At 61.6% G+C, this 18,011-nt stretch carries 16 protein-coding genes and 1 tRNA gene; 10 read left to right on the top strand and 7 right to left on the bottom strand.

The window, feature by feature from the left end:
- The first annotated feature begins 340 nt into the window (after positions 1-340).
- Both EOC94_RS11300 and EOC94_RS11305 read left to right on the top strand, forming a co-directional pair.
- Positions 341-1,063 carry an RNA polymerase sigma factor gene (locus tag EOC94_RS11300; protein WP_127290461.1) on the top strand — a complete coding sequence of 241 codons (723 nt, stop codon included), beginning with the start codon at positions 341-343 and terminating at the stop codon, positions 1,061-1,063.
- Positions 1,064-1,322: 259 nt separating this feature from the next.
- Positions 1,323-2,084: a ferritin-like domain-containing protein gene (locus tag EOC94_RS11305; protein ID WP_185928227.1), complete on the top strand. Its 762-nt coding sequence runs from the start codon at positions 1,323-1,325 to the stop codon at positions 2,082-2,084.
- Between the two features lie 393 nt (positions 2,085-2,477).
- Here the strand turns inward: EOC94_RS11305 and EOC94_RS11315 are convergent.
- A tRNA-Asn gene (locus EOC94_RS11315) sits at positions 2,478-2,552 on the bottom strand.
- Positions 2,553-2,798: 246 nt separating this feature from the next.
- Here EOC94_RS11315 and EOC94_RS11320 point away from each other — a divergent pair.
- Positions 2,799-3,878, top strand: a complete 1,080-nt coding sequence (locus EOC94_RS11320) for a mechanosensitive ion channel family protein (protein WP_127291035.1) — start codon at positions 2,799-2,801, stop codon at positions 3,876-3,878.
- Between the two features lie 136 nt (positions 3,879-4,014).
- Here EOC94_RS11320 and EOC94_RS11325 read toward each other — a convergent pair whose 3' ends face one another.
- The gene (locus EOC94_RS11325) at positions 4,015-4,380 is read right to left on the bottom strand and encodes a helix-turn-helix domain-containing protein (RefSeq protein WP_095485619.1); all 366 of its coding nucleotides are present in this window, start codon (positions 4,378-4,380) and stop codon (positions 4,015-4,017) included.
- Between the two features lie 108 nt (positions 4,381-4,488).
- Here EOC94_RS11325 and EOC94_RS11330 point away from each other — a divergent pair, with 108 nt between their 5' ends.
- Positions 4,489-5,193 (top strand): glutathione S-transferase family protein, encoded by a 705-nt coding sequence (locus EOC94_RS11330; RefSeq protein ID WP_127290465.1) that lies wholly within the window; start codon positions 4,489-4,491, stop codon positions 5,191-5,193.
- A 99-nt stretch (positions 5,194-5,292) separates the two neighbouring features.
- On the opposite strand, the gene EOC94_RS11335 is transcribed toward EOC94_RS11330, so the two are convergent.
- Positions 5,293-5,664 carry a helix-turn-helix domain-containing protein gene (locus EOC94_RS11335; protein ID WP_127290467.1) on the bottom strand — a complete coding sequence of 124 codons (372 nt, stop codon included), beginning with the start codon at positions 5,662-5,664 and terminating at the stop codon, positions 5,293-5,295.
- Positions 5,665-5,758: 94 nt separating this feature from the next.
- On the opposite strand from EOC94_RS11335, the gene EOC94_RS11340 reads away from it, so the two are divergent.
- Positions 5,759-6,508, top strand: coding sequence for an SDR family oxidoreductase (locus EOC94_RS11340; protein WP_127204646.1), 750 nt, complete (start codon positions 5,759-5,761; stop codon positions 6,506-6,508).
- 233 nt (positions 6,509-6,741) lie between these two features.
- Positions 6,742-7,569 carry a DUF2189 domain-containing protein gene (locus EOC94_RS11345; RefSeq protein ID WP_127290469.1) on the top strand — a complete coding sequence of 276 codons (828 nt, stop codon included), beginning with the start codon at positions 6,742-6,744 and terminating at the stop codon, positions 7,567-7,569.
- Positions 7,570-7,683: 114 nt separating this feature from the next.
- On the opposite strand, the gene EOC94_RS11350 is transcribed toward EOC94_RS11345, so the two are convergent.
- The gene (locus EOC94_RS11350) at positions 7,684-8,316 is read right to left on the bottom strand and encodes a LysE family translocator (RefSeq protein ID WP_127290471.1); all 633 of its coding nucleotides are present in this window, start codon (positions 8,314-8,316) and stop codon (positions 7,684-7,686) included.
- A 321-nt stretch (positions 8,317-8,637) separates the two neighbouring features.
- Positions 8,638-10,590, bottom strand: a complete 1,953-nt coding sequence (locus tag EOC94_RS11355; protein WP_127290473.1) for a pilus assembly protein — start codon at positions 10,588-10,590, stop codon at positions 8,638-8,640.
- Between the two features lie 340 nt (positions 10,591-10,930).
- Between EOC94_RS11355 and EOC94_RS11360 the strand changes: the two genes are divergently transcribed.
- Together EOC94_RS11360 and EOC94_RS11365 are read left to right on the top strand one after the other, a co-directional pair.
- Complete coding sequence (locus tag EOC94_RS11360) at positions 10,931-11,791, top strand: TIGR01459 family HAD-type hydrolase (protein WP_127290475.1); 861 nt, start codon at positions 10,931-10,933, stop codon at positions 11,789-11,791.
- 26 nt (positions 11,792-11,817) lie between these two features.
- Positions 11,818-12,801, top strand: coding sequence for a bifunctional riboflavin kinase/FAD synthetase (locus EOC94_RS11365; RefSeq protein WP_095485625.1), 984 nt, complete (start codon positions 11,818-11,820; stop codon positions 12,799-12,801).
- 58 nt (positions 12,802-12,859) lie between these two features.
- On the opposite strand, the gene EOC94_RS11370 is transcribed toward EOC94_RS11365, so the two are convergent.
- A complete protein-coding gene (locus EOC94_RS11370; RefSeq protein WP_095485827.1) occupies positions 12,860-13,414 on the bottom strand; it encodes an HdeD family acid-resistance protein in 555 nt (184 codons plus the stop codon).
- Positions 13,415-13,622: 208 nt separating this feature from the next.
- Here EOC94_RS11370 and EOC94_RS11375 point away from each other — a divergent pair, with 208 nt between their 5' ends.
- On the top strand, positions 13,623-14,435 hold the full coding sequence (locus tag EOC94_RS11375) for a MipA/OmpV family protein (protein WP_127290477.1): 813 nt from the start codon (positions 13,623-13,625) through the stop codon (positions 14,433-14,435).
- Here the strand turns inward: EOC94_RS11375 and EOC94_RS11380 are convergent.
- Positions 14,411-14,698: a hypothetical protein gene (locus EOC94_RS11380; protein ID WP_126107026.1), complete on the bottom strand. Its 288-nt coding sequence runs from the start codon at positions 14,696-14,698 to the stop codon at positions 14,411-14,413. The genes EOC94_RS11375 and EOC94_RS11380 overlap by 25 nt on opposite strands.
- Before the next feature lie 43 nt (positions 14,699-14,741).
- Here EOC94_RS11380 and ileS point away from each other — a divergent pair, with 43 nt between their 5' ends.
- Positions 14,742-17,744, top strand: a complete 3,003-nt coding sequence (gene ileS, locus EOC94_RS11385; protein ID WP_095485626.1) for an isoleucine--tRNA ligase — start codon at positions 14,742-14,744, stop codon at positions 17,742-17,744.
- The last annotated feature ends 267 nt before the right edge of the window (positions 17,745-18,011 follow it).

Raw genomic sequence — 18,011 nt, forward strand, 5'->3', positions numbered from 1 at the left:
CCTTGTTGAAGAAGCCCGTCATGCTCTGCCGCCGCCGAACAACGCTCAATGCAGGCGCGACGACCGGTCCCCGATCTCTACCTCAATCGCAGGCGCCCTCCCGCGCAGCGGGTTCGTTCAACGGCCCCTAACCCCATCGTCCACTCGCTTTCCTTTCGGCCAATGGTGGCCGAAGGAAAAACACGATGGGACTTTCACAGTATGATCGTGCGGTGGAGGAGGTCCGATTTACTTGGTGAGCAGGCCTCTGGTCCGCTAGAGTCCCAAGTCTCCACCTGGCCGCAGACCGAAAACCCGGAAAACGCTTATCTCATAGTAAGCTGATGCATCTGGAGCGCCGATGATGAAGCCGACCGGATCCACCGAGGCAGTGAGGATCGAGGACCTTGACGACGCGGGGCTGGTTGAACACGCGCGACAGCGTGACTCCGCCGCATTCTGGTTAATCATCAAGCGTCACAATCAGCGGCTTCACCGGGTCGCCCGCGCCATCTTGAATGACGACACCGAGGCGGAGGACGTACTTCAGGAAACCTACATCCACGCCTTCACCCATCTGGCCGAATTCCGCGCGGAGGCGCGGCTGTCGACCTGGCTCACCCGGATCGCGCTGAACGAGGCGCTGGGACGCCGCCGGAAAAGGAGGCCCACCGTAGACGTGAAAGCCATCGAAGGCATGGTCGCTCCGTTCAGCGCCCACAAGCCTGATCCCGAAGAGGCGGCTGCTCTCGCTGAAATCCGCAGCCTCCTAGAGCGAGCCGTCGGTGACTTGCCAGAGCCCTTTCGCATCGTCTTTGTCATGCGGGACGTCGAGGAAATGAGCATTGAGGAAACGGCTTTTCTTCTGGCATTGCGACCTCAGACAGTGAGCACCCGCCTTTATCGCGCACGCCGGCTGCTCCGCGAGGCGCTGCGGGACGAGCTCGCCACCGTGTTCACGGATACGTTTCTCTTCGCTGGCGCCCGTTGTGACCGCCTCGCGCAATCAGTCCTCGATCGGCTCGCAATCCGCCTGGTTCGAAAGGATACTCATCAGTTGAACGCGGCGACTGAGCGCACGTAGACGCCGTCCACGCCGAGACTACGCCGGCTTCTTCGCAGAGCTCTTGTGGCCGGACGCGGGAATATTTTGGCGGCCCGGACCATCTAATCGTCAGGCAAACGCATTCGGCGCCGCGGTGCGGACAGCGGTGTCGAATCAACAAACATAGGAGACCGCCATGCAGGGCGCACTTCACCTATCCCGGCGTCAGTCGCTTCAGGGACTTGTCATACTCGGTGCCGGAGCGGCACTCGGCGGAATCGCACGGCCTTCTCCGGTATTGGCACAGGACATATCGGACGAGGACATTTTCCGCTTTGCGCTCAACCTCGAATACATGGAGGCTGAATACTACCTCCGCGGCACCACCGGAATGGGCATCGAAGCAGCCGATGTCGGTTCGAAACCCGGCGACGTCGTTGGTGGAAAGCAAGTTTCGTTCGAGACGCCGGCCATCGGCGAATTCATGCAGGAAGTCGCGGAAAACGAACTCGCGCACGTTCGCTTCTACCGCAAGACACTTGGAGCCAACGCCGTCGACCGGCCGGCGATCGATTTCAATGCGGGGTTCAAAGCCGTCGCGGAAGCGGCCGGTCTCGGTGCGGACTTCGATCCCTTCGGCAACGAAACGAACTTCGTTCTCGGCGGGATGTTGTTCGAGGATGTCGGCGTCACCGCCTATGCCGGTGCTGCGACAGTTCTGAAAAACAAGGACTTCCTCGCCGCCGCCGCAGGCATCCTGGCGGTCGAGGCCTACCACATGGGAATGGCGCGATCTACGCTATACCGGAAGGGAGAGGAAGCCTGGAAGGCCGCCAATGCTGTCTCCGATGCCCGAGACAAAATCGACGGATCGGACGATAAGGACCAGGCAATCCAGTTGGACGGCAAAGCCAACATCGTTCCGTCGACGCCCGATGCGATCGCGTTTACCAGAACGCCGCAGGAGGTGCTCCGGATCGTCTACCTCACCGACAAGGACGGAGTGAGCAAGGGCGGTTTCTATCCGGAAGGGATGAACGGCACGCTCAAGAGCACCTGAGCAAGTTGCGACGAGTGACGATTGGCGGCGGCCGAAGGCTGGTATACGAAGCTGCTCGGTCGTGGACCGGATTCCCGGCCGATGGACACGCTGGTGCAGCGGGATCTCTTTGGCCAGGGCGGGGTAGCGCTTTCAACCGACTCGAGATCGCCGGCAGGGGCGTGATGTTCCTTATCGTCGACGATGTCGCGGCCGAGCGCCGTAGGCTACAGAGCCTAGGGATCGTGCTTTGAGGACGACATTCAGGCGACTACTCGACGCTGGCGCAGGTGCGTGATCCTGACGACAACCTACTCACGCTGGCGACGCCGCCCTCGCGGCCCTACCCGCCGGTATGATCCCCCGGAAGAGCGAAGTCCGCCTCACGCAAGAAACGCGCCGGCCGATGAAGGCTGGCTCCCCGAGTTGGATTTGAACCAACGGGCACTCGATTAACACTGGAGATCTCTACCGGTGAGCTATCGGGGAGCTGCTGATACCAAACTCAGCTTAAATTCGGATCGGGCTATAAGGCATTTGCCGAATATGGTGGCGGCGTCGCATCTTCTGCTTGCCGCCCTATTTCACCAAGGACGGGCCGCCGGAATGAAGGCCAGCTTTCGTGAACCGGCAAGGAGCCAGTCAGCGACTGACATTGGTCGTTTGCCGAATGCCGCCGTCGAGGAACGAGAAGGCACTGGCTGGGTGTTGATGGCCACATCGGGAGGTGAATCCATGGAACCGCGGGCCAAGGAGGAGGAGAACCTTTCCCGACTCGAACGGGCCGCGCAACAGACTGCTGATCCAAAAACTATCGAACAGAAGGCGAAAAAGCCCGAGGAAAAATTCCGCTTCAGCCTTCGCAAGGAAGACGTCTGGTGGACGGTTGGTTTCGCTGCCGCTGCCTTGCTGCTTTTTGGCATCCAAGTCCTGATCAATTGGCGCTTAGAATGGCTTGACGCGCCTTTGCGCGTTCGCGTGCTGAACTACGTCAGGGGCGCCCTTCTCATTTTCGTTATGCTGACCGTTGCGAATGTTATCGAAGTCTTTCTCATTGGCCGAATTCCCAATCGTGTTTCGCGTTTCAACCTGCAACGTATTTTTCGATTGGTCGTCGTCGTCGCCATCGTCTTCGTGGCCATTTCAGTCTTATTTGTGAACTGGTATGCTGCGGTTGTTTCACTCGGCCTGATTTCACTGATTCTCGGCTTTGCGCTGCAAATGCCGATCTCCAGTTTCATCGCGTGGATTTATATTCTGGCCAGGGCGCCGTATCGCGTTGGCGACCGCATTCGCATCGGCGATGCCCATGGCGATGTCATTGATGTCAGCTATCTCGACACGACGTTATGGGAATTCGGCGGCGAACATCTTTGGACCGATCATCCGAGCGGACGCGTCATCAAGTTTCCGAACTCCACCGTGTTTGACACGCCGGTCTTCAACTATTCTTGGCCGCTGTTTCCCTATGTCTGGAACGAAATCAAGTTCCAGCTCGCTTATGAAAGCGATCTGGAATTCGTAGCGAAAACCATGAGAGAGGTCGTTGACGAGCAGATCGGCGACATCATGAGCCAGAAGGTGAAGGTCTATAAGCACATCCTGTCACAAACGCCGGTGGACGAACTCGAAGTGAAGGAGCATCCCGTGGTTCATTTTCGCGTCAGTGAAAACACCTGGCTCGAGGCCATCGTGCGTTACCTCGTGCCGCCGAAGGAAGCGGGGCGCACCAAAACACGCCTGATCAAGGAAATGCTGGCGCGAATGAATGCAAAACCCGATCGCGTGTTGTTTCCGAAGAGCAATTTGAGGTGAACTTCCTCACGCTCCGACCGCGGTCGAGGCGCAGAGCGTCGGCAGTTGGCCACCCGCCCATTCCGGTATCCGGCCCGGACGGCAGATCCGACCCAAAGCGGTTGTCCAGCCTCGGGTGGCAAGCGTCAGATTTTCACTACGCCGCCTTCACCAGCCTGGCTTCCGCCGCCGACCCGACCCGGCCGGCCCGATCGTCCTCGGTAACTTCCCACCAGTCGCCCAGGGCGTCGATGAGCGGCACAAGCTTCAGGCCGGGCGCCGTGAGGTCGTAGTCCACGCGTAGCGGATAGCCGGCATGCGCCGTTCGCCGCACAATCCCGGCTTCCTCCAGCTTGCGCAGTTCCAGCGCTAGAATGCGGTGCGATACGGTCGGGTTGTCCCGCCTCAGATCGCTGAAGCGCTTGGTCCCGTCTTTCAGATAGTAAAGCAGCAAAGTGGGCCAGCGACCGCTGAGCACACGCATGGTTTCTTCGATCGGGCAGCGTGAGACGACATCTTTCATGGCGGGGACCTGGTTACAGAATAGTGCGTAATTTACATGGGGCGACCAGCGTTTAGGGTCAAGTTTCGCTGCGCAGCGTGATCCCTAAATCATGGAAGAGACAAAGAAATGGAACCTATCCTCCTTTACGGCATCCCGGCGGGAAGTTCGATGGGGCTTGTCGCTGCTTTTGAACGCGTCGGACAGCCCTACCGCCTGTGCCGCGTCGACATGCTCGCTGAAATGAAGAACGACGCCTATGCCAGCATCAACGGCCGTCAGGAAACGCCGGTGTTGATCACGGACCAAGGCAAGGTGCTCACCGAGACCATGGCGATTGCCGCTTGGCTCGAAGCCCGCGACACGCAACGTCGTATCAGCTTCGACCCTCGCTCGCCGGAAGCCGACCGGATGCATCAGCTGATGGCTTTCGTGAACACCGGCTTCACCGCCGCTTTCACCCCACTCTGGGCCGCATATGAAATGGAATCGGCCGAGCCTGTCCTGCTGGCGACCTTGCGCGACTTCGGCCGCAAGGCCGTTACCGAACGCCATGACCGGCTTGAGGCGATGATCGCCGACACCGACTTTCTGGTCGGCGACCGCCTGACGCTTGCCGACACCACGCTGATTGGCGTGGCACGTTGGGCGGAATTCCACCAGGCCGTCGACGCGACGAGCTACCCCAAGCTGGCTGCGTTGCGCGGCAGGATCGAAGCCGATCCGTCCGTGCGCTACGCACAGGCTATCGAGGACGGCGAAAACCCCGCTGGTTCGGGCGCCTGCCTCGGCCATGTCCCGCTGGCCGAGGTGATCGATCGCTTCGCTGCCTAGCTTTTGTCACGCATCTCACCGCGCGGCGCCAAAGTGTGGCGCCGCGCGGTGACCGCCGTGGCCTTGGCCGGGCAGGGCAAACAATCCGTCCACGATCGGTCAGGTGATCAGGTGGGATGCGTTGACACGCATCCAGTCGGCCAGCGAATCCAGCGTGCCACGCAAGGTTCTGCCCAGTGGCGTTATCTCGTACTCCACGCGCGGCGGCATCTCGGCATAGACCCTCCGATAGACCAGACCGCGATGTTCGAACAGGCGCAGCTGCCGCGTGAGCTCCTTTTGCGTAATCGGCGCGACGGCCCGCTGCAGCTCGCCGAAGCGGATCGGACAACCGGTGACGATCAGGCGATAAAGAATGGGAATGGCCCATTTTCCCGAAACCAGATTGACGAAATCGATCATCGGGCAACGATCGGTCGCGCCATTTCCGCCTTCGATTGGCGGGACCTCGATGGCTTTTGCCTGTGCCATGAAATTATTTCCTTTAGTACCCATTCGGTGCCTACTATACAAAGCATACTATCATGCCGACAATGCCGTTCTCATCTCATTGGGAAGGCAAATCATGGGTCGCTTAAAAGGCAAATATGCCCTCATCACCGGGGCAACCAGCGGCATCGGTCTCGAAACCGCGCGCCAGTTTCTGGCCGAGGGCGCTACGGTGGCAATCACTGGCAGAAACCCGTCCGGGCTCGACGCTGCGCAGCGCGAGCTGGGCGGATCGGCGCAGGTGATCAGGAATGATGCCGGCAATCTCGCCGATCAGCGTGCGCTTGCCGCCGAGCTTGCGCAGCGCTGGCCTCGGCTCGATATACTCAACATCAACGCCGGCGATGTGATGCACCAGCCGCTGCAGGATTGGGACGAGGCGGTCTACGACCGTCTGATGCAGACCAATCTGAAGGGGCCATTCTTTCTGATCCAGGCCCTGTTGCCGATGTTTTCCAACCCGTCGTCGATCATCCTGTGCGGTTCGGTCAGTGCCCATATCGGCCTGCCCCAGAGCAGCGCCTACGCCGCCAGCAAGGCGGGCCTCCTGTCATTGGCGCGCACCCTCTCGGGGGAGATGATCGAGCGCGGTATTCGCGTCAATGGCCTCAGCCCCGGCCCGACCGAGACGCCGGCCCTGGGCAAGCTGGGTCTGCCCGAAGCGGAAGAGAAGGCGCTGGGCGATCGGATACGCGCGCTGGTGCCGATCGGCCGGATGGGCAAACCCTGGGAGCTCGCCAAGGCGGCGGTGTTTCTGGCCTCGGATGAGTCGAGCTTCGTCGTCGGCACGGAACTGCTCGTCGATGGCGGCGTCGGAAATCTCTAGAGCATTTTGCAGCCAAGTGGTTACACTTGGCGTCGCACAAATGCGGCTGAAACACAGATAAAGCGGGATGCCCCGTTCAACCCAAATGCATCCCGCTCTAGCCGGATTTACCATCGCGACCGTCGACTTGGCGACAATCACCCCTAAATCGACTATCATAGTGCTTGTACGAGAAGTGGCAGCTACGGGCGGCCATCCTGGCGGTGACCGCCCCGACACACGGGAGAATGGTCATGGCCAGCTTTCATGTCATGTCGGACGCACGTGGAATGCACGTGCAGCCCACGGTGCGCCGCATCACGACGGCGGACCTGATGGATGTGCTGCGGCTCGGCGTCGAGGATTTCTGGGCCAAGCCATCGCATTACGTGTTCCTGTGCCTGATCTATCCGGTGGTCGGATTGATCCTGGCGCAGTGGACGACATCCGGGTCCTATGCCATCCAGCTCCTCTACCCGCTGATGTCCGGCTTCGCCCTGCTTGGACCCTTCGCCGCGATCGGGCTCTACGAGATCAGCCGCCGCCGCGAACTCGGCATGGACACGTCCTGGTGGCACGCGCTCGATGTGCGTCACTCGCCGGCGCTGCCCGCGATCGCGGTCATCGGCGTCATGCTGGTGGCACTGTTCCTGCTCTGGCTGTTCACCGCGCAATCCATCTACACCAGCCTGTTTGGCAATCAGCCGCCGGCCTCGATCGGCGGCTTTGTGCGCGAGGTGCTGACGACGACCAAAGGCTGGACGCTGATCCTGCTCGGCAATGCGGCTGGGTTCGTTTTCGCCGTGATCGTGCTGGCGACGACCGTCATCGCCTTTCCGCTGCTGCTCGACCGCGATGTCGGCGCTGTCTCGGCAATCGAGACCTCGGCACGGGCGGTGATGGCTAACCCGCTGCAGATGGCGCTGTGGGGCTTGATGGTCGCCGTGCTGCTGGTCATCGGCTCGATCCCGCTGTTTGCCGGGCTCGCCGTCGTCATGCCCGTGCTTGGCCATGCGACGTGGCATCTCTATCGCAGGGTGGTCGAGCCGGAGCGGGTGCAGCAGGACCGGCGGCCGATGTAAGCAAGCGCAGCGGTGCCGCCGCTCTATCTTTTTGTTTGAGCATCGGATTTTCCCAAAACCGGTATCCACCCTCGGGTCAGGCCCGAGGGCATGCTTTTGGATCCGATGCTCAAGTCAACGCTGCGCGTCGGTCGCCATCTTCAGGGCCAGCACGGTCAGCACCGTGCCCATCATCCAGCGCTGGATCACCAGCCACAGCGGCCGGCCGGCGAGGAAGACGGCGATCGAGCCGGCGGTGACCGCGATGATCGCGTTGACGGTGAGGCTTATCGCGATCTGGGTGGTGCCGAGCACCAGAAGCTGCGACAGCACGTGGCCCTTACCGGGGCTGATGAACTGCGGCAGCAGCGACAGATAAAGCACCGCCACCTTCGGGTTGAGCAGATTGGTCATCAGGCCCATGGCGAACAGTTTGCGCGGCCTGTCCTTCGGCAGTTCCCGAACCTGGAACGGCGAGCGTCCGCCTGGCCTCACTGCTTGCCAGGCAAGCCACAAGAGGTAGAGCGCGCCGGCAAAGCGCAGCACGTCATAGGCGTAAGGCACGGCAAGCAGCAGCGCGGTGATGCCGAATGCCGCCGACAACACGTAGAAGACAAAGCCGAGCGCCACGCCACTGAGCGAAATCAGGCCGGCCTTCGGCCCCTGTGACAGCGACCGCGAGATCAAATAGATCATGTTCGGGCCAGGCGTCAGCACCATGCCAAGGCAGACCAGCGCGAAGGCGAGATGGTTGGCGGCGTCGGGCACGGGCGCATCTCCGGTGGCGGTGGGGACACTCACCATGTCCGTTCGACCGCCGCAAGGGCAAGGTGGCGATAGCCTTTGCGCCAGCGTTGACAATTGGCGAAAGGGGCAATGTTGCCGATCTCCCCCCGTGCGGGGAGATGCCCGGCAGGGCAGAGGGGGGTGCTGTCCCGCCGGCCTATCAGGCAATCGCATCAACGCCACAAGGCCGGTCTCCAGTTGGAAATGGATTCCACAAAAAGTCTGTGATCCTTCCCACCCCCTCTGGCCTGCCGGCCATCTCCCCCGCAAGGGGGGAGATCGGCAGCTTCGGCGAAGTCATCCTCAGCCGACGATACGCAGGTTCGACAATTCGTTGGCGATTTCCTTGAAATTGTCTGACAGAGTCGCCCCGGTAGCGTTCCAGAACAGCTTGGCCGGCTTGGTCGGATCGGTGGGATCCTTGCGGAAGCGCGAGTCCGAGGAGCATGCCTTCAGGGCGTCGAGCGCTTTCTTGTCGCCGGCGTCGGTGGTCGACAGGTCGAGCGCAACGGTCATGACGAGAACGTTCGAATTCTTTGCATTGGCGCAAAGGGTCTGCATCTGCTCGTCCAGCGCGGCCGTGTAGTTGCCGCCAGTAAAGGTCGTCTTGCCGATGTCGGTGCTTGTGTTCATGAACAGGCGCGTCACGCTTCCCGACCCTGGATATGTGAGGCCGGTGTAGCCGTAAGCGGCATAGGTCGACCTGTTATTGGCATAGTCGCTGTCGCTGACGGCGCTGTAGGTGTTGGCGCCGTCGGTCAGCACGATGACCACTTTGTCGTTGCCCTTTTCGGCGTTCGGTCGGCCTTCCGTGAAAGGTTCGTTGCTCGACACCGTCCGCCAGCCCCAGGCAAGCCCTTCCGGCACGTTGGTGTTGCCGTTCGGTGCCATGGCGTCGATGGCGTCGTTGATCTCCTCTTTCTGGGCAAGCTGGCTTACGTCTTTGAGCGTCGTGACCGGGTTGGTCGTGCAGGACGCATTCGGGCCGTCGCCCGCGGCAGCCGACTTCGAACCGTAAGGCTTCACCAGGAAATATTTGCGCATGTCCGACTGCCGCTGCGAGGCGGTTGGGCTATCGCTGTAATACGGCCAGTCGGCCCACCAGTTGTTGCCGTAGCCATAGGACAGATAAGTCGCGTCGTTGACACCGTCTCGGTCGAAATCGAGCCAGAGGGTGCCAGCTTCGTCCGGCGCAAACATCGGCACGAACAGCGTGGCAGGCGCGGCGGTGGTCGGCGTCGTGTCGTCGTTATTATACGGGTACGGCCTCGCCTCCACGCAACCCTGCCAGCTCGCATAGCGGCTGGTGGTGTAGATGTATTCCGGGGTGGTCCAATGGCCGCTGCTGCAGTTGCCTTTTTTGTTATAGGTGTCGCAGATGTATTGTTTCGTGTTAGGCACTTCTTCGCGGCCGGACTCGACCGTGATGTCGGCGTAAAGGCTGAAGCGGGTCAGTGGTTGATCCTGGGTGTCGCCCCAGCCGGTGCCGCGCTTGTACCAGACGCCGTTGAGCTTCTCGGCGTATTTGTCCGGATTGTTGGCGGGGGTCATCGTCGTCCAATCGAAATCCTCGTGCTGGATCGGGGAGATGCCGTCCTGATCCATCCAGCCTTCTTGGTCATGGGTGGGGCCGACATTGACCGAAGCAGCGAACGGCACGAGGGAGAACTGCACCGGTTTGCTGACCTGCTTCATCTGCTGTGCCTGCAGCGCCAGCGTGTCGACAAGCTGCTTGGCGGCAGTCTTCAGCAGGTCTATTCGCTTCACGCCGGTGCCGGAACCGAGGTTGTTCATCGAGCCGGAATTGTCGAGCACAAGGGCTACTTCCAGCGTGTTCTTGAGGCGGATTTCCGAGCAAGCCGTGAAGGCTGTGCCGCTCCCACCCGTCAGCATGGCGGCAGCCGGTAGAAAATAAGGCGTATACGTCAGGGCGCTGCACAGCTTCAGCGTGCCGCCACCCGCATTGTTGTTGGGCAGGGTGACGGTAAGCGACGTATTCGCCGGATCGACGGGACCAAGATTGGCTTCGAAGAAGGTCTTGGCAAAGGCCACGGTGTCGGCGTCGCTTGCGCCGGCGACGATGTGCTGAGCGGTGGCGAGGCCGGCGGCGTCAAGGGCGTTCAACGTACCGTGCTTCTGGCGGAGCAGTTCCGAGTAATCGACGCTGAGCGCCAAGCCCCCCATGAGCGGCACAATCGTGATGGCCGTCATGAGCGTATAGTTGCCACGCCGGTCCCTACCGAATTTACGGAACATTGCCTTCAGAACCCCGCCAGAACCCTTTGTCGGCGAACGATGCCACCAATAGTTAAATTTCAGATTGCTAAAATATGTCCAAGATCGGCACAGTTTTTTAAAGCTCGTTAACCATGCCGCAGATGGCGGCAGTGCTGCCCACGATTGGACCCGGTCGAAGCCTCCGCAATGGGTTAAACCTCTGGAAAGAGGCGGCTTTCACGCTTTGTGCGCCTGCCTTGATTATCGCCAGGCAATCCTGAACGTTGCGAAAGCTGGTGACAGGATCAAGCGCTTCGGTTAATGCGGGCCTGCCGCACGGACCGTCGGTAGCGGCCGATCATGACTTGGGAAAAATAGTATGGCGGATTCACCCGACATCATCGGCTCGCTCGCAGATTTGTCGGGAGCCTATTCGGCCATCCTGTGCGATGTCTGGGGCGTGGTCCACAATGGCGAACGGCATTTTCCGGCCGCGGCTCTGGCGCTGGCCACCGCACGCGCGGCGAAAATACCTGTCGTGCTGATCACCAATTCGCCGCGGCGAAGCACCGACGTGGTGGCGCAGATGAATGCGATCGGTGTCCCCCCAAGCGCCTATGACCGCGTCGTCACCTCCGGCGACGTGACCCGCGACCTGATCATCGAGGGGCCGCGAAAAATCTTCCACATCGGCGGTGATCGCGATCTCACGCTCTATGACGGACTTGATGTCGAGCTCGTCGAGGAGTTCGAGGCGTCCGGCGTGGTCTGCACCGGGCTGTTCGACGACGAGGTGGAGAAGCCGGAAGACTACACCGAACTTCTGCGGCGGTTGCGCGCCAGGAACCTGCCGTTTATCTGCGCCAATCCCGACATCGTGGTCGAGCGCGGCGAGCGGATGATCTGGTGCGCGGGGGCCTTGGCCCGCGACTATGCCCAGCTCGGCGGGCGCACGCTGATCGCCGGAAAACCATATGCCCCGGTCTATGACGTCGCGATGAAGGAGATCGCCGACCTGCTCGGCCGCCCGGTCGAGCGCTCGGGCGTGCTGGCCATCGGCGATGGCATGATGACCGACATCAAAGGTGCTGCCGACAACGGCTTCGACGTGCTCTACGTATCGGGCGGCATCCATGCCCGCGACTATGGCGATCCGCTACAACCGGATCCGGCCAGGCTAATTGCCTTTCTGGAAAAGCACGGCTACCGGCCGGTCGCGGTCATTCCGAGACTGCGGTAGGGTCGCTCGATGACGGAAGCCTCGAAATGACGCAAGCCTTCGAACGCGTTTCTGCAATCTCGCCGCTGCCGGCCCATTTGCGCGGCGGCGTGGTGGCGATCGGCAATTTCGACGGCGTTCACCGCGGCCATCAGGCCGTGCTCGAGCGCGCGCTTGCCGAGGCCCGCCAGCGCGACGTGCCGGCTCTGGTGCTGACCTTCGAGCCGCATCCGAGAAAGGTGTTCCGGCCTGATATACCGCTGTTCGTGCTGACGCCGCCGCCGATGAAGGCACGACTGCTGTCGTATCTAGGCTTTGCCGCACTCGTCGAACAGCCGTTCACGCGCGACTTCGCCGCGCTGTCGGCGGAAGCGTTCGTGACCGACGTGCTGGACAGGAATCTCGGCATCGTTCACGCCGTGACCGGCTTCGACTTCCACTTCGGCAAGGACAGGCAGGGCGGCCCGGCCTATCTGATGGCGGCCGGCGAACGCCACGGCTTCGGTGTCACGCTGGTCGACGCGTTTCGCGACGAGGGCGCCGAGGTGGTGTCGTCGAGCCGCATTCGCGCGCAGCTCGGCGAGGGCGAGGTGGCCGAGGCCGCCGGCCTGCTCGGTTATCGCTTCACGGTCGAGAGCGAGGTGATCGGCGGCCAACGGCTTGGCCGGACGCTGGGCTTTCCAACCGCCAATATGAGGCTTTCGCCGGAAGCCACTCTGAAGGAAGGGATTTATGCCGTCCGCTTCCGTCGCGCCGACGGCACGCTTCATGACGGCGTTGCCAGCTTCGGCCGCCGCCCGACCGTCGACGACAACGGCACGCCGCTTCTGGAAACCTTCGTTTTCGATTTTTACGGCGACCTCTACGGTGAGATATGCGCGGTATCCTTCTTCGGCTTCCTGCGCGCCGAGGTGAAGTTCGACGGGCTCGACGCGCTGGTCGCGCAGATGAAACGCGACGAAGCGGAGGCGAGGGCGCTGCTGGCCGGCGTCAGCCCGCTTTCCGAGCTCGACGCGGCCATTGCTTTCTAAAGCATGATCCCAAAAAGTGGGAACCGGTTTTCGGACAAGATCATGCTAAAACAAGAACCTATTTCTTCAGCGCCAGGCCGACGGCAATGAAGGCCCAGCCCTGGAAGATCAGGTCGATAGCGAGAAACAGTCCCAGCACCCATACGCTGTTGACTGGCCAGCCCATGGCGATGACCAGGCCTGCCAGCGCGCTGATGACACCCGCCGCAACGAGCCAGCCCCAACCCTTGGCCGGTCTGTGCTTGTACCCGACCCAGGCCCTGAGCACGCCTGAAGCGAGAAGGGCGACCGCCAGCAGGAAGGTCAGCACCGCCGAGGCCAGCAGCGGATTATAGAAGGCGAAGAACCCGGCGACTGCATAGAGAAGACCGCTGAGCAGCCAATAGAAGAACCGGCTCCATGTCTTCACACCGAAGGCATGCATGATCTCGATGACACCGGCCATCAGCATCAGCCAGCCGACGACGTAGACCGAGGCGACCGTGGCAATGAACAGATTGCCGAAGGCGATGCCGCCGAGGATCAACAGCAGCACGCCGAGCCCGACGAACCACCCCCATTTCGCCTGTGTCTGCCCAATCGCATCCTTTAAAACATCGCCTTGCAGGGTCATTGCCGCCATCTCCATCGAAGTTGCCTGGCATCTTGCCAATTGGAGGGTAGCGCCGAAGGCCTTGCCCGTCCAGCGAGCAGCGTGCGCCAGACGCATGCCAAAAAAGCGAGGAAGCGTTTCGAATTTAAATCAAAGTTTACTGAACCGGCGCCATGGCTCTTGGCCAGGCCGGTTGTTCCTGCCGGTGTTCCGTGCGTATGGAGTGACGATGCGTTCTGTCAGGGTGTTTCAGCTGGTCTTGGCCACCTTCATGCTTGGCGCGCCCAGTGCCGCCGAAGCAGGCGAGGGCGCCTTGGGCTGGCTGTCCGGCGACTGGTATCTGACGGTCGGCGCCACCGGCATGGTCGCGCCGGATTTCGAGGGCAGCAAGAAGTACCTGCTCAGCGCCTCGCCGATCATCTCGCTCGGCAAGGCGGGTCCCGCGGCCCGCTTCACCTCACGCAACGACAACATCTCGCTGGCGCTGATCGACGATGGCGGCCTGCGCGCCGGCCTGACCGGAAAGATCCTGTTTTCGCGCGATGGCGGCGACGCCGACGAGCTGAAGGGCCTCGACCCGGTGCGCTGGGGCGGCGAGGCCGGCGGCTTCTTCGAATTCTATCCTTTTGACTGGTTGCGCGCTCGCGCCGAATTGCGGCACGGCATTCGCGCCCATAGCGGCTTTGTCGCCGACATCGCCGCCGACGCCTTTTATGATGTGACGCCGGAGGTCAGGATTTCGGGCGGGCCGCGCGTTTCGTTCGCCTCATCGGACTATTTCGACGCCTATTACGGCGTCAATGCCGAGGAAGCCGTGGCTTCGGGCCTCAGCGAATACCATCCGGGCGGCGGGGTGAGATCGGCGGGCCTTGGTGGCGCGGTGACCTGGAAGGTGACCGAGCCGATGACGGCCAGCCTGTTCGGCGAATATTCGCGCCTGATGGCTCCGGCGGCCGATTCCAGCCTGGTCAAGGAGCGCGGCGACCGCAACCAGTTCACGATCGGCGTCTCGACGACCTACCGGTTTGATTTCTCGATGTGAGTGCTTTGTTCCGGCAATCGCCTATTGGCCGGATGCATCCGGATGCATTGTGACGGCACAAGCTGCAAGGAAGGCACCGAGAGTTCGGGCTTTTCAATGTCGCCTGTCTCGGTTAAAAGCCCAGCCATGACGAGCTTTTCGCGCCTTCTCGCGATTGCGATACGAATTACGAGCCCGGTGTTCCGGGCGGCCTGACCGCCGCCGGAGCCGCCGGGAATCTTGCGTGCGGCCTCTCGCGCTTTTTCCAGATCATGATAGTTCAACACCCGGGCTCTTTTGCCGCCGGGCAATGCATATGGCAGACCAATGACCGACACCCCAACGACCGATGCCGTCGAAACGATCGACTATTCCAAGACGCTTTATCTGCCGCAGACGGACTTCCCGATGCGCGCCGGCTTGCCCGAGAAGGAGCCGTTGCTGGTCAAGCGCTGGCAGGACATGGACCTTTACCGCAAGCTGCGCGAAAACGCCGCCGGCCGCGAAAAATACGTGCTGCATGACGGGCCGCCCTACGCCAACGGCAATATCCACATCGGCCACGCGCTGAACAAGATCCTCAAGGACGTCATCACCCGCTCGTTCCAGATGCGCGGCTATGACTCGAACTATGTGCCCGGCTGGGATTGCCACGGCCTGCCGATCGAATGGAAGATCGAGGAGCAGTACCGCGCCAAGGGCAAGAACAAGGACGAGGTGCCGGTCAACGAGTTCCGCAAGGAATGCCGCGAGTTCGCCGCGCACTGGATCAAGGTGCAGGGCGCAGAATTTCAGCGGCTCGGCGTCGTCGGCGATTTCGACAATCCCTATACGACCATGGCGTTTCATGCCGAGGCGCGTATCGCCGGCGAACTGTTGAAATTCGCCACGTCGGGCCAGCTCTATCGCGGCTCCAAACCGGTGATGTGGAGCGTGGTCGAGCGCACCGCGCTGGCCGAGGCCGAGGTCGAGTACCAGGATTATGAGAGCGACACGATCTGGGCGAAGTTTCCGGTCGTCAGCCTTGCCTGGCAAGTTACTAACGTCACGGATGGGCAGCCCGCAAGACTAAATCCAGAGCTTACCGGGACGTCACTGGACTTGCTGGAGGCCCACGTTGTCATCTGGACGACGACGCCGTGGACGATCCCCGGTAACCGCGCCGTCAACTATTCGCCACGCATCAACTACGGCCTCTACGAGGTGACGGCGGCAGAGAACGCGTTCGGCCCGCAGCCCGGCGAAAGACTGATCTTTGCCGACGCGTTGGCGGAAGAGTCCGCTCTCAAGGCCAAAGTGACGATGAATCGCCTCCGTAGCGTTTCGGCCGAAGAGCTTGGAATCCTTACGCTTTCTCATCCCTTCAAAGGTTTGAATGGCGGCTACGAATTCCCCGTGCCGATGCTCGCCGGCGACCATGTCACCGACGAGGCCGGCACCGGCTTCGTCCACACCGCGCCGGGCCATGGCCGCGAAGACTTCGACGCCTGGATGGATGCTGCGTCGGACCTGCGCCAGCGCGGCATCGACACCGCCATCCCGTTCACCGTCGACGATGCCGGCTTCTTCACAAAGGATGCGCCGGGCCTTGGCCCGGACCGCGAGGGCGGAGCTGCGCGCGTCATCGACGACAACGGCAAGAAGGGCAATGCCAACCAGGCGGTCATCGACGAGCTGATCAAGCGCAACGCGCTGTTCGCGCGCGGGCGATTGAAGCATTCCTACCCGCATTCGTGGCGGTCGAAGAAGCCGATCATCTTCCGCAACACGCCGCAATGGTTCGTCTATATGGACAAGGAACTGGGCGACGGCACGACGCTGCGCAGCCGTGCCTTGAAGGCGATCGACGACACCCGCTTCGTGCCGGCCGCCGGCCAGAACCGCATCCGCGCCATGATCGAGGAGCGCCCCGATTGGGTGCTGTCGCGCCAGCGCGCCTGGGGCGTGCCGATCGCCGTCTTCGCCGATGCCGACGGCAACGTCCTGCGCGACGAGGCCGTCAACCAGCGCATCATGGATGCCTTCGAGAAGGAAGGCGCCGACGCCTGGTTTGCGGCCGGCGCCAAAGAGCGTTTCCTTGGCAATCACGATGCCTCGATATGGCAGCAGGTTATGGACATCCTCGACGTCTGGTTCGATTCCGGCTCGACCCATGTCTTTACGCTCGAGGATCGTCCGGACCTGAAGTGGCCGGCCGACGTCTACCTGGAAGGCTCCGACCAGCATCGCGGCTGGTTCCATTCCTCGCTGCTTGAAAGCTGCGGCACCAGGGGCAGGGCGCCTTACGACACCGTCGTCACCCATGGCTTCACCATGGACGAGGAGGGACGGAAAATGTCGAAGTCGCTCGGCAACACCGTGGTGCCGCAGGACGTCATCAAGCAGTCGGGTGCCGATATCCTGCGGCTATGGGTGGTGACGACCGATTACTGGGAAGACCAGCGGCTCGGCAAGAATGTGCTGCAGACCAACATCGACGCCTACCGCAAGCTGCGCAACACCATCCGCTGGATGCTGGGCACGCTTGCCCATGACGATGGCGAGGAAGTGCCGCTGGACAAGATGCCGGAGCTGGAGCGGCTGATGCTGCACCGGCTCTCCGAACTCGATGAGGTCGTGCGCGCGGGCTACGACGCTTTCGAGTTCAAACGCATCACCCGCATGCTGCTCGATTTCATGGTGGTCGAGCTGTCGGCCTTCTATTTCGACATCCGCAAGGACGCGCTCTACTGCGAGGCCCCGTCCAGCGTGAAGCGCAAGGCATCCGTTCAGGTGGTGCGCCATCTGTTTGACTGCCTGGTGAAATGGCTGGCGCCGATGCTGCCCTTCACCATGGAGGAAGCCTGGCTCGACCGTCATCCTGACGCCGTCTCGGTTCATCTCGACCAGTTTCCGCAAATCCCGGCCGACTGGAAGAACGAGGCGCTGGCGGAAAAATGGCGCAAGGTGCGGCAGGTGCGTCGTGTCGTCACCGGCGCGCTGGAGATCGCACGCGCCCAGAAGGTCATCGGCTCGTCGCTGGAAGCGGTGCCGGTCGTCACGCTCGACGATGCGGCGCTCGAAGCGGCGATATCAGATGTCGACATGGCCGAGATGGCGATCACCAGCGATCTGGTCATTGCGCATGGCAGCGCGCCTTCTGGCGCCTTCACGCTGGACGACGTCAAGGGCGTCGCCGTCGTGGTCGAGAAGGCCGAGGACCGGGGCCTGGTCAAATGCGCGCGCTCATGGCGCTATACCGCAGATGTCGGCAGCGACGCGGAATTCCCCGATGTTTCGGCCCGGGATGCCGCTGTGCTGCATGAGTTGAAGTCGCTTGGTCGTATATGATGCATGTCGCCCAAAAGTGTGAAGCGGTTTTGGGATAACGACATGCACAGCCGCCATATCGATGCATGTCGCCCAAAAGTGTGAAGCGGTTTTGGGATAACGACATGCACAGCCACCATATCGGTGCACAAATGCCACGGCGGGCGGCTGATCGGCCTCCGCGCGTTGCCCTTAACGAGTGGTTGAGGTAAACACGCGAAACTCCGGACGACAAATTGTCGCCGGATTTCCGTCGGAAGAGCATAAGCGATGGGGACCGGACCTTTT

It is taken from the genome of Mesorhizobium sp. M6A.T.Ce.TU.016.01.1.1, assembly GCF_003997065.1.
Classification (GTDB): Bacteria; Pseudomonadota; Alphaproteobacteria; order Rhizobiales; family Rhizobiaceae; genus Mesorhizobium; species Mesorhizobium mediterraneum.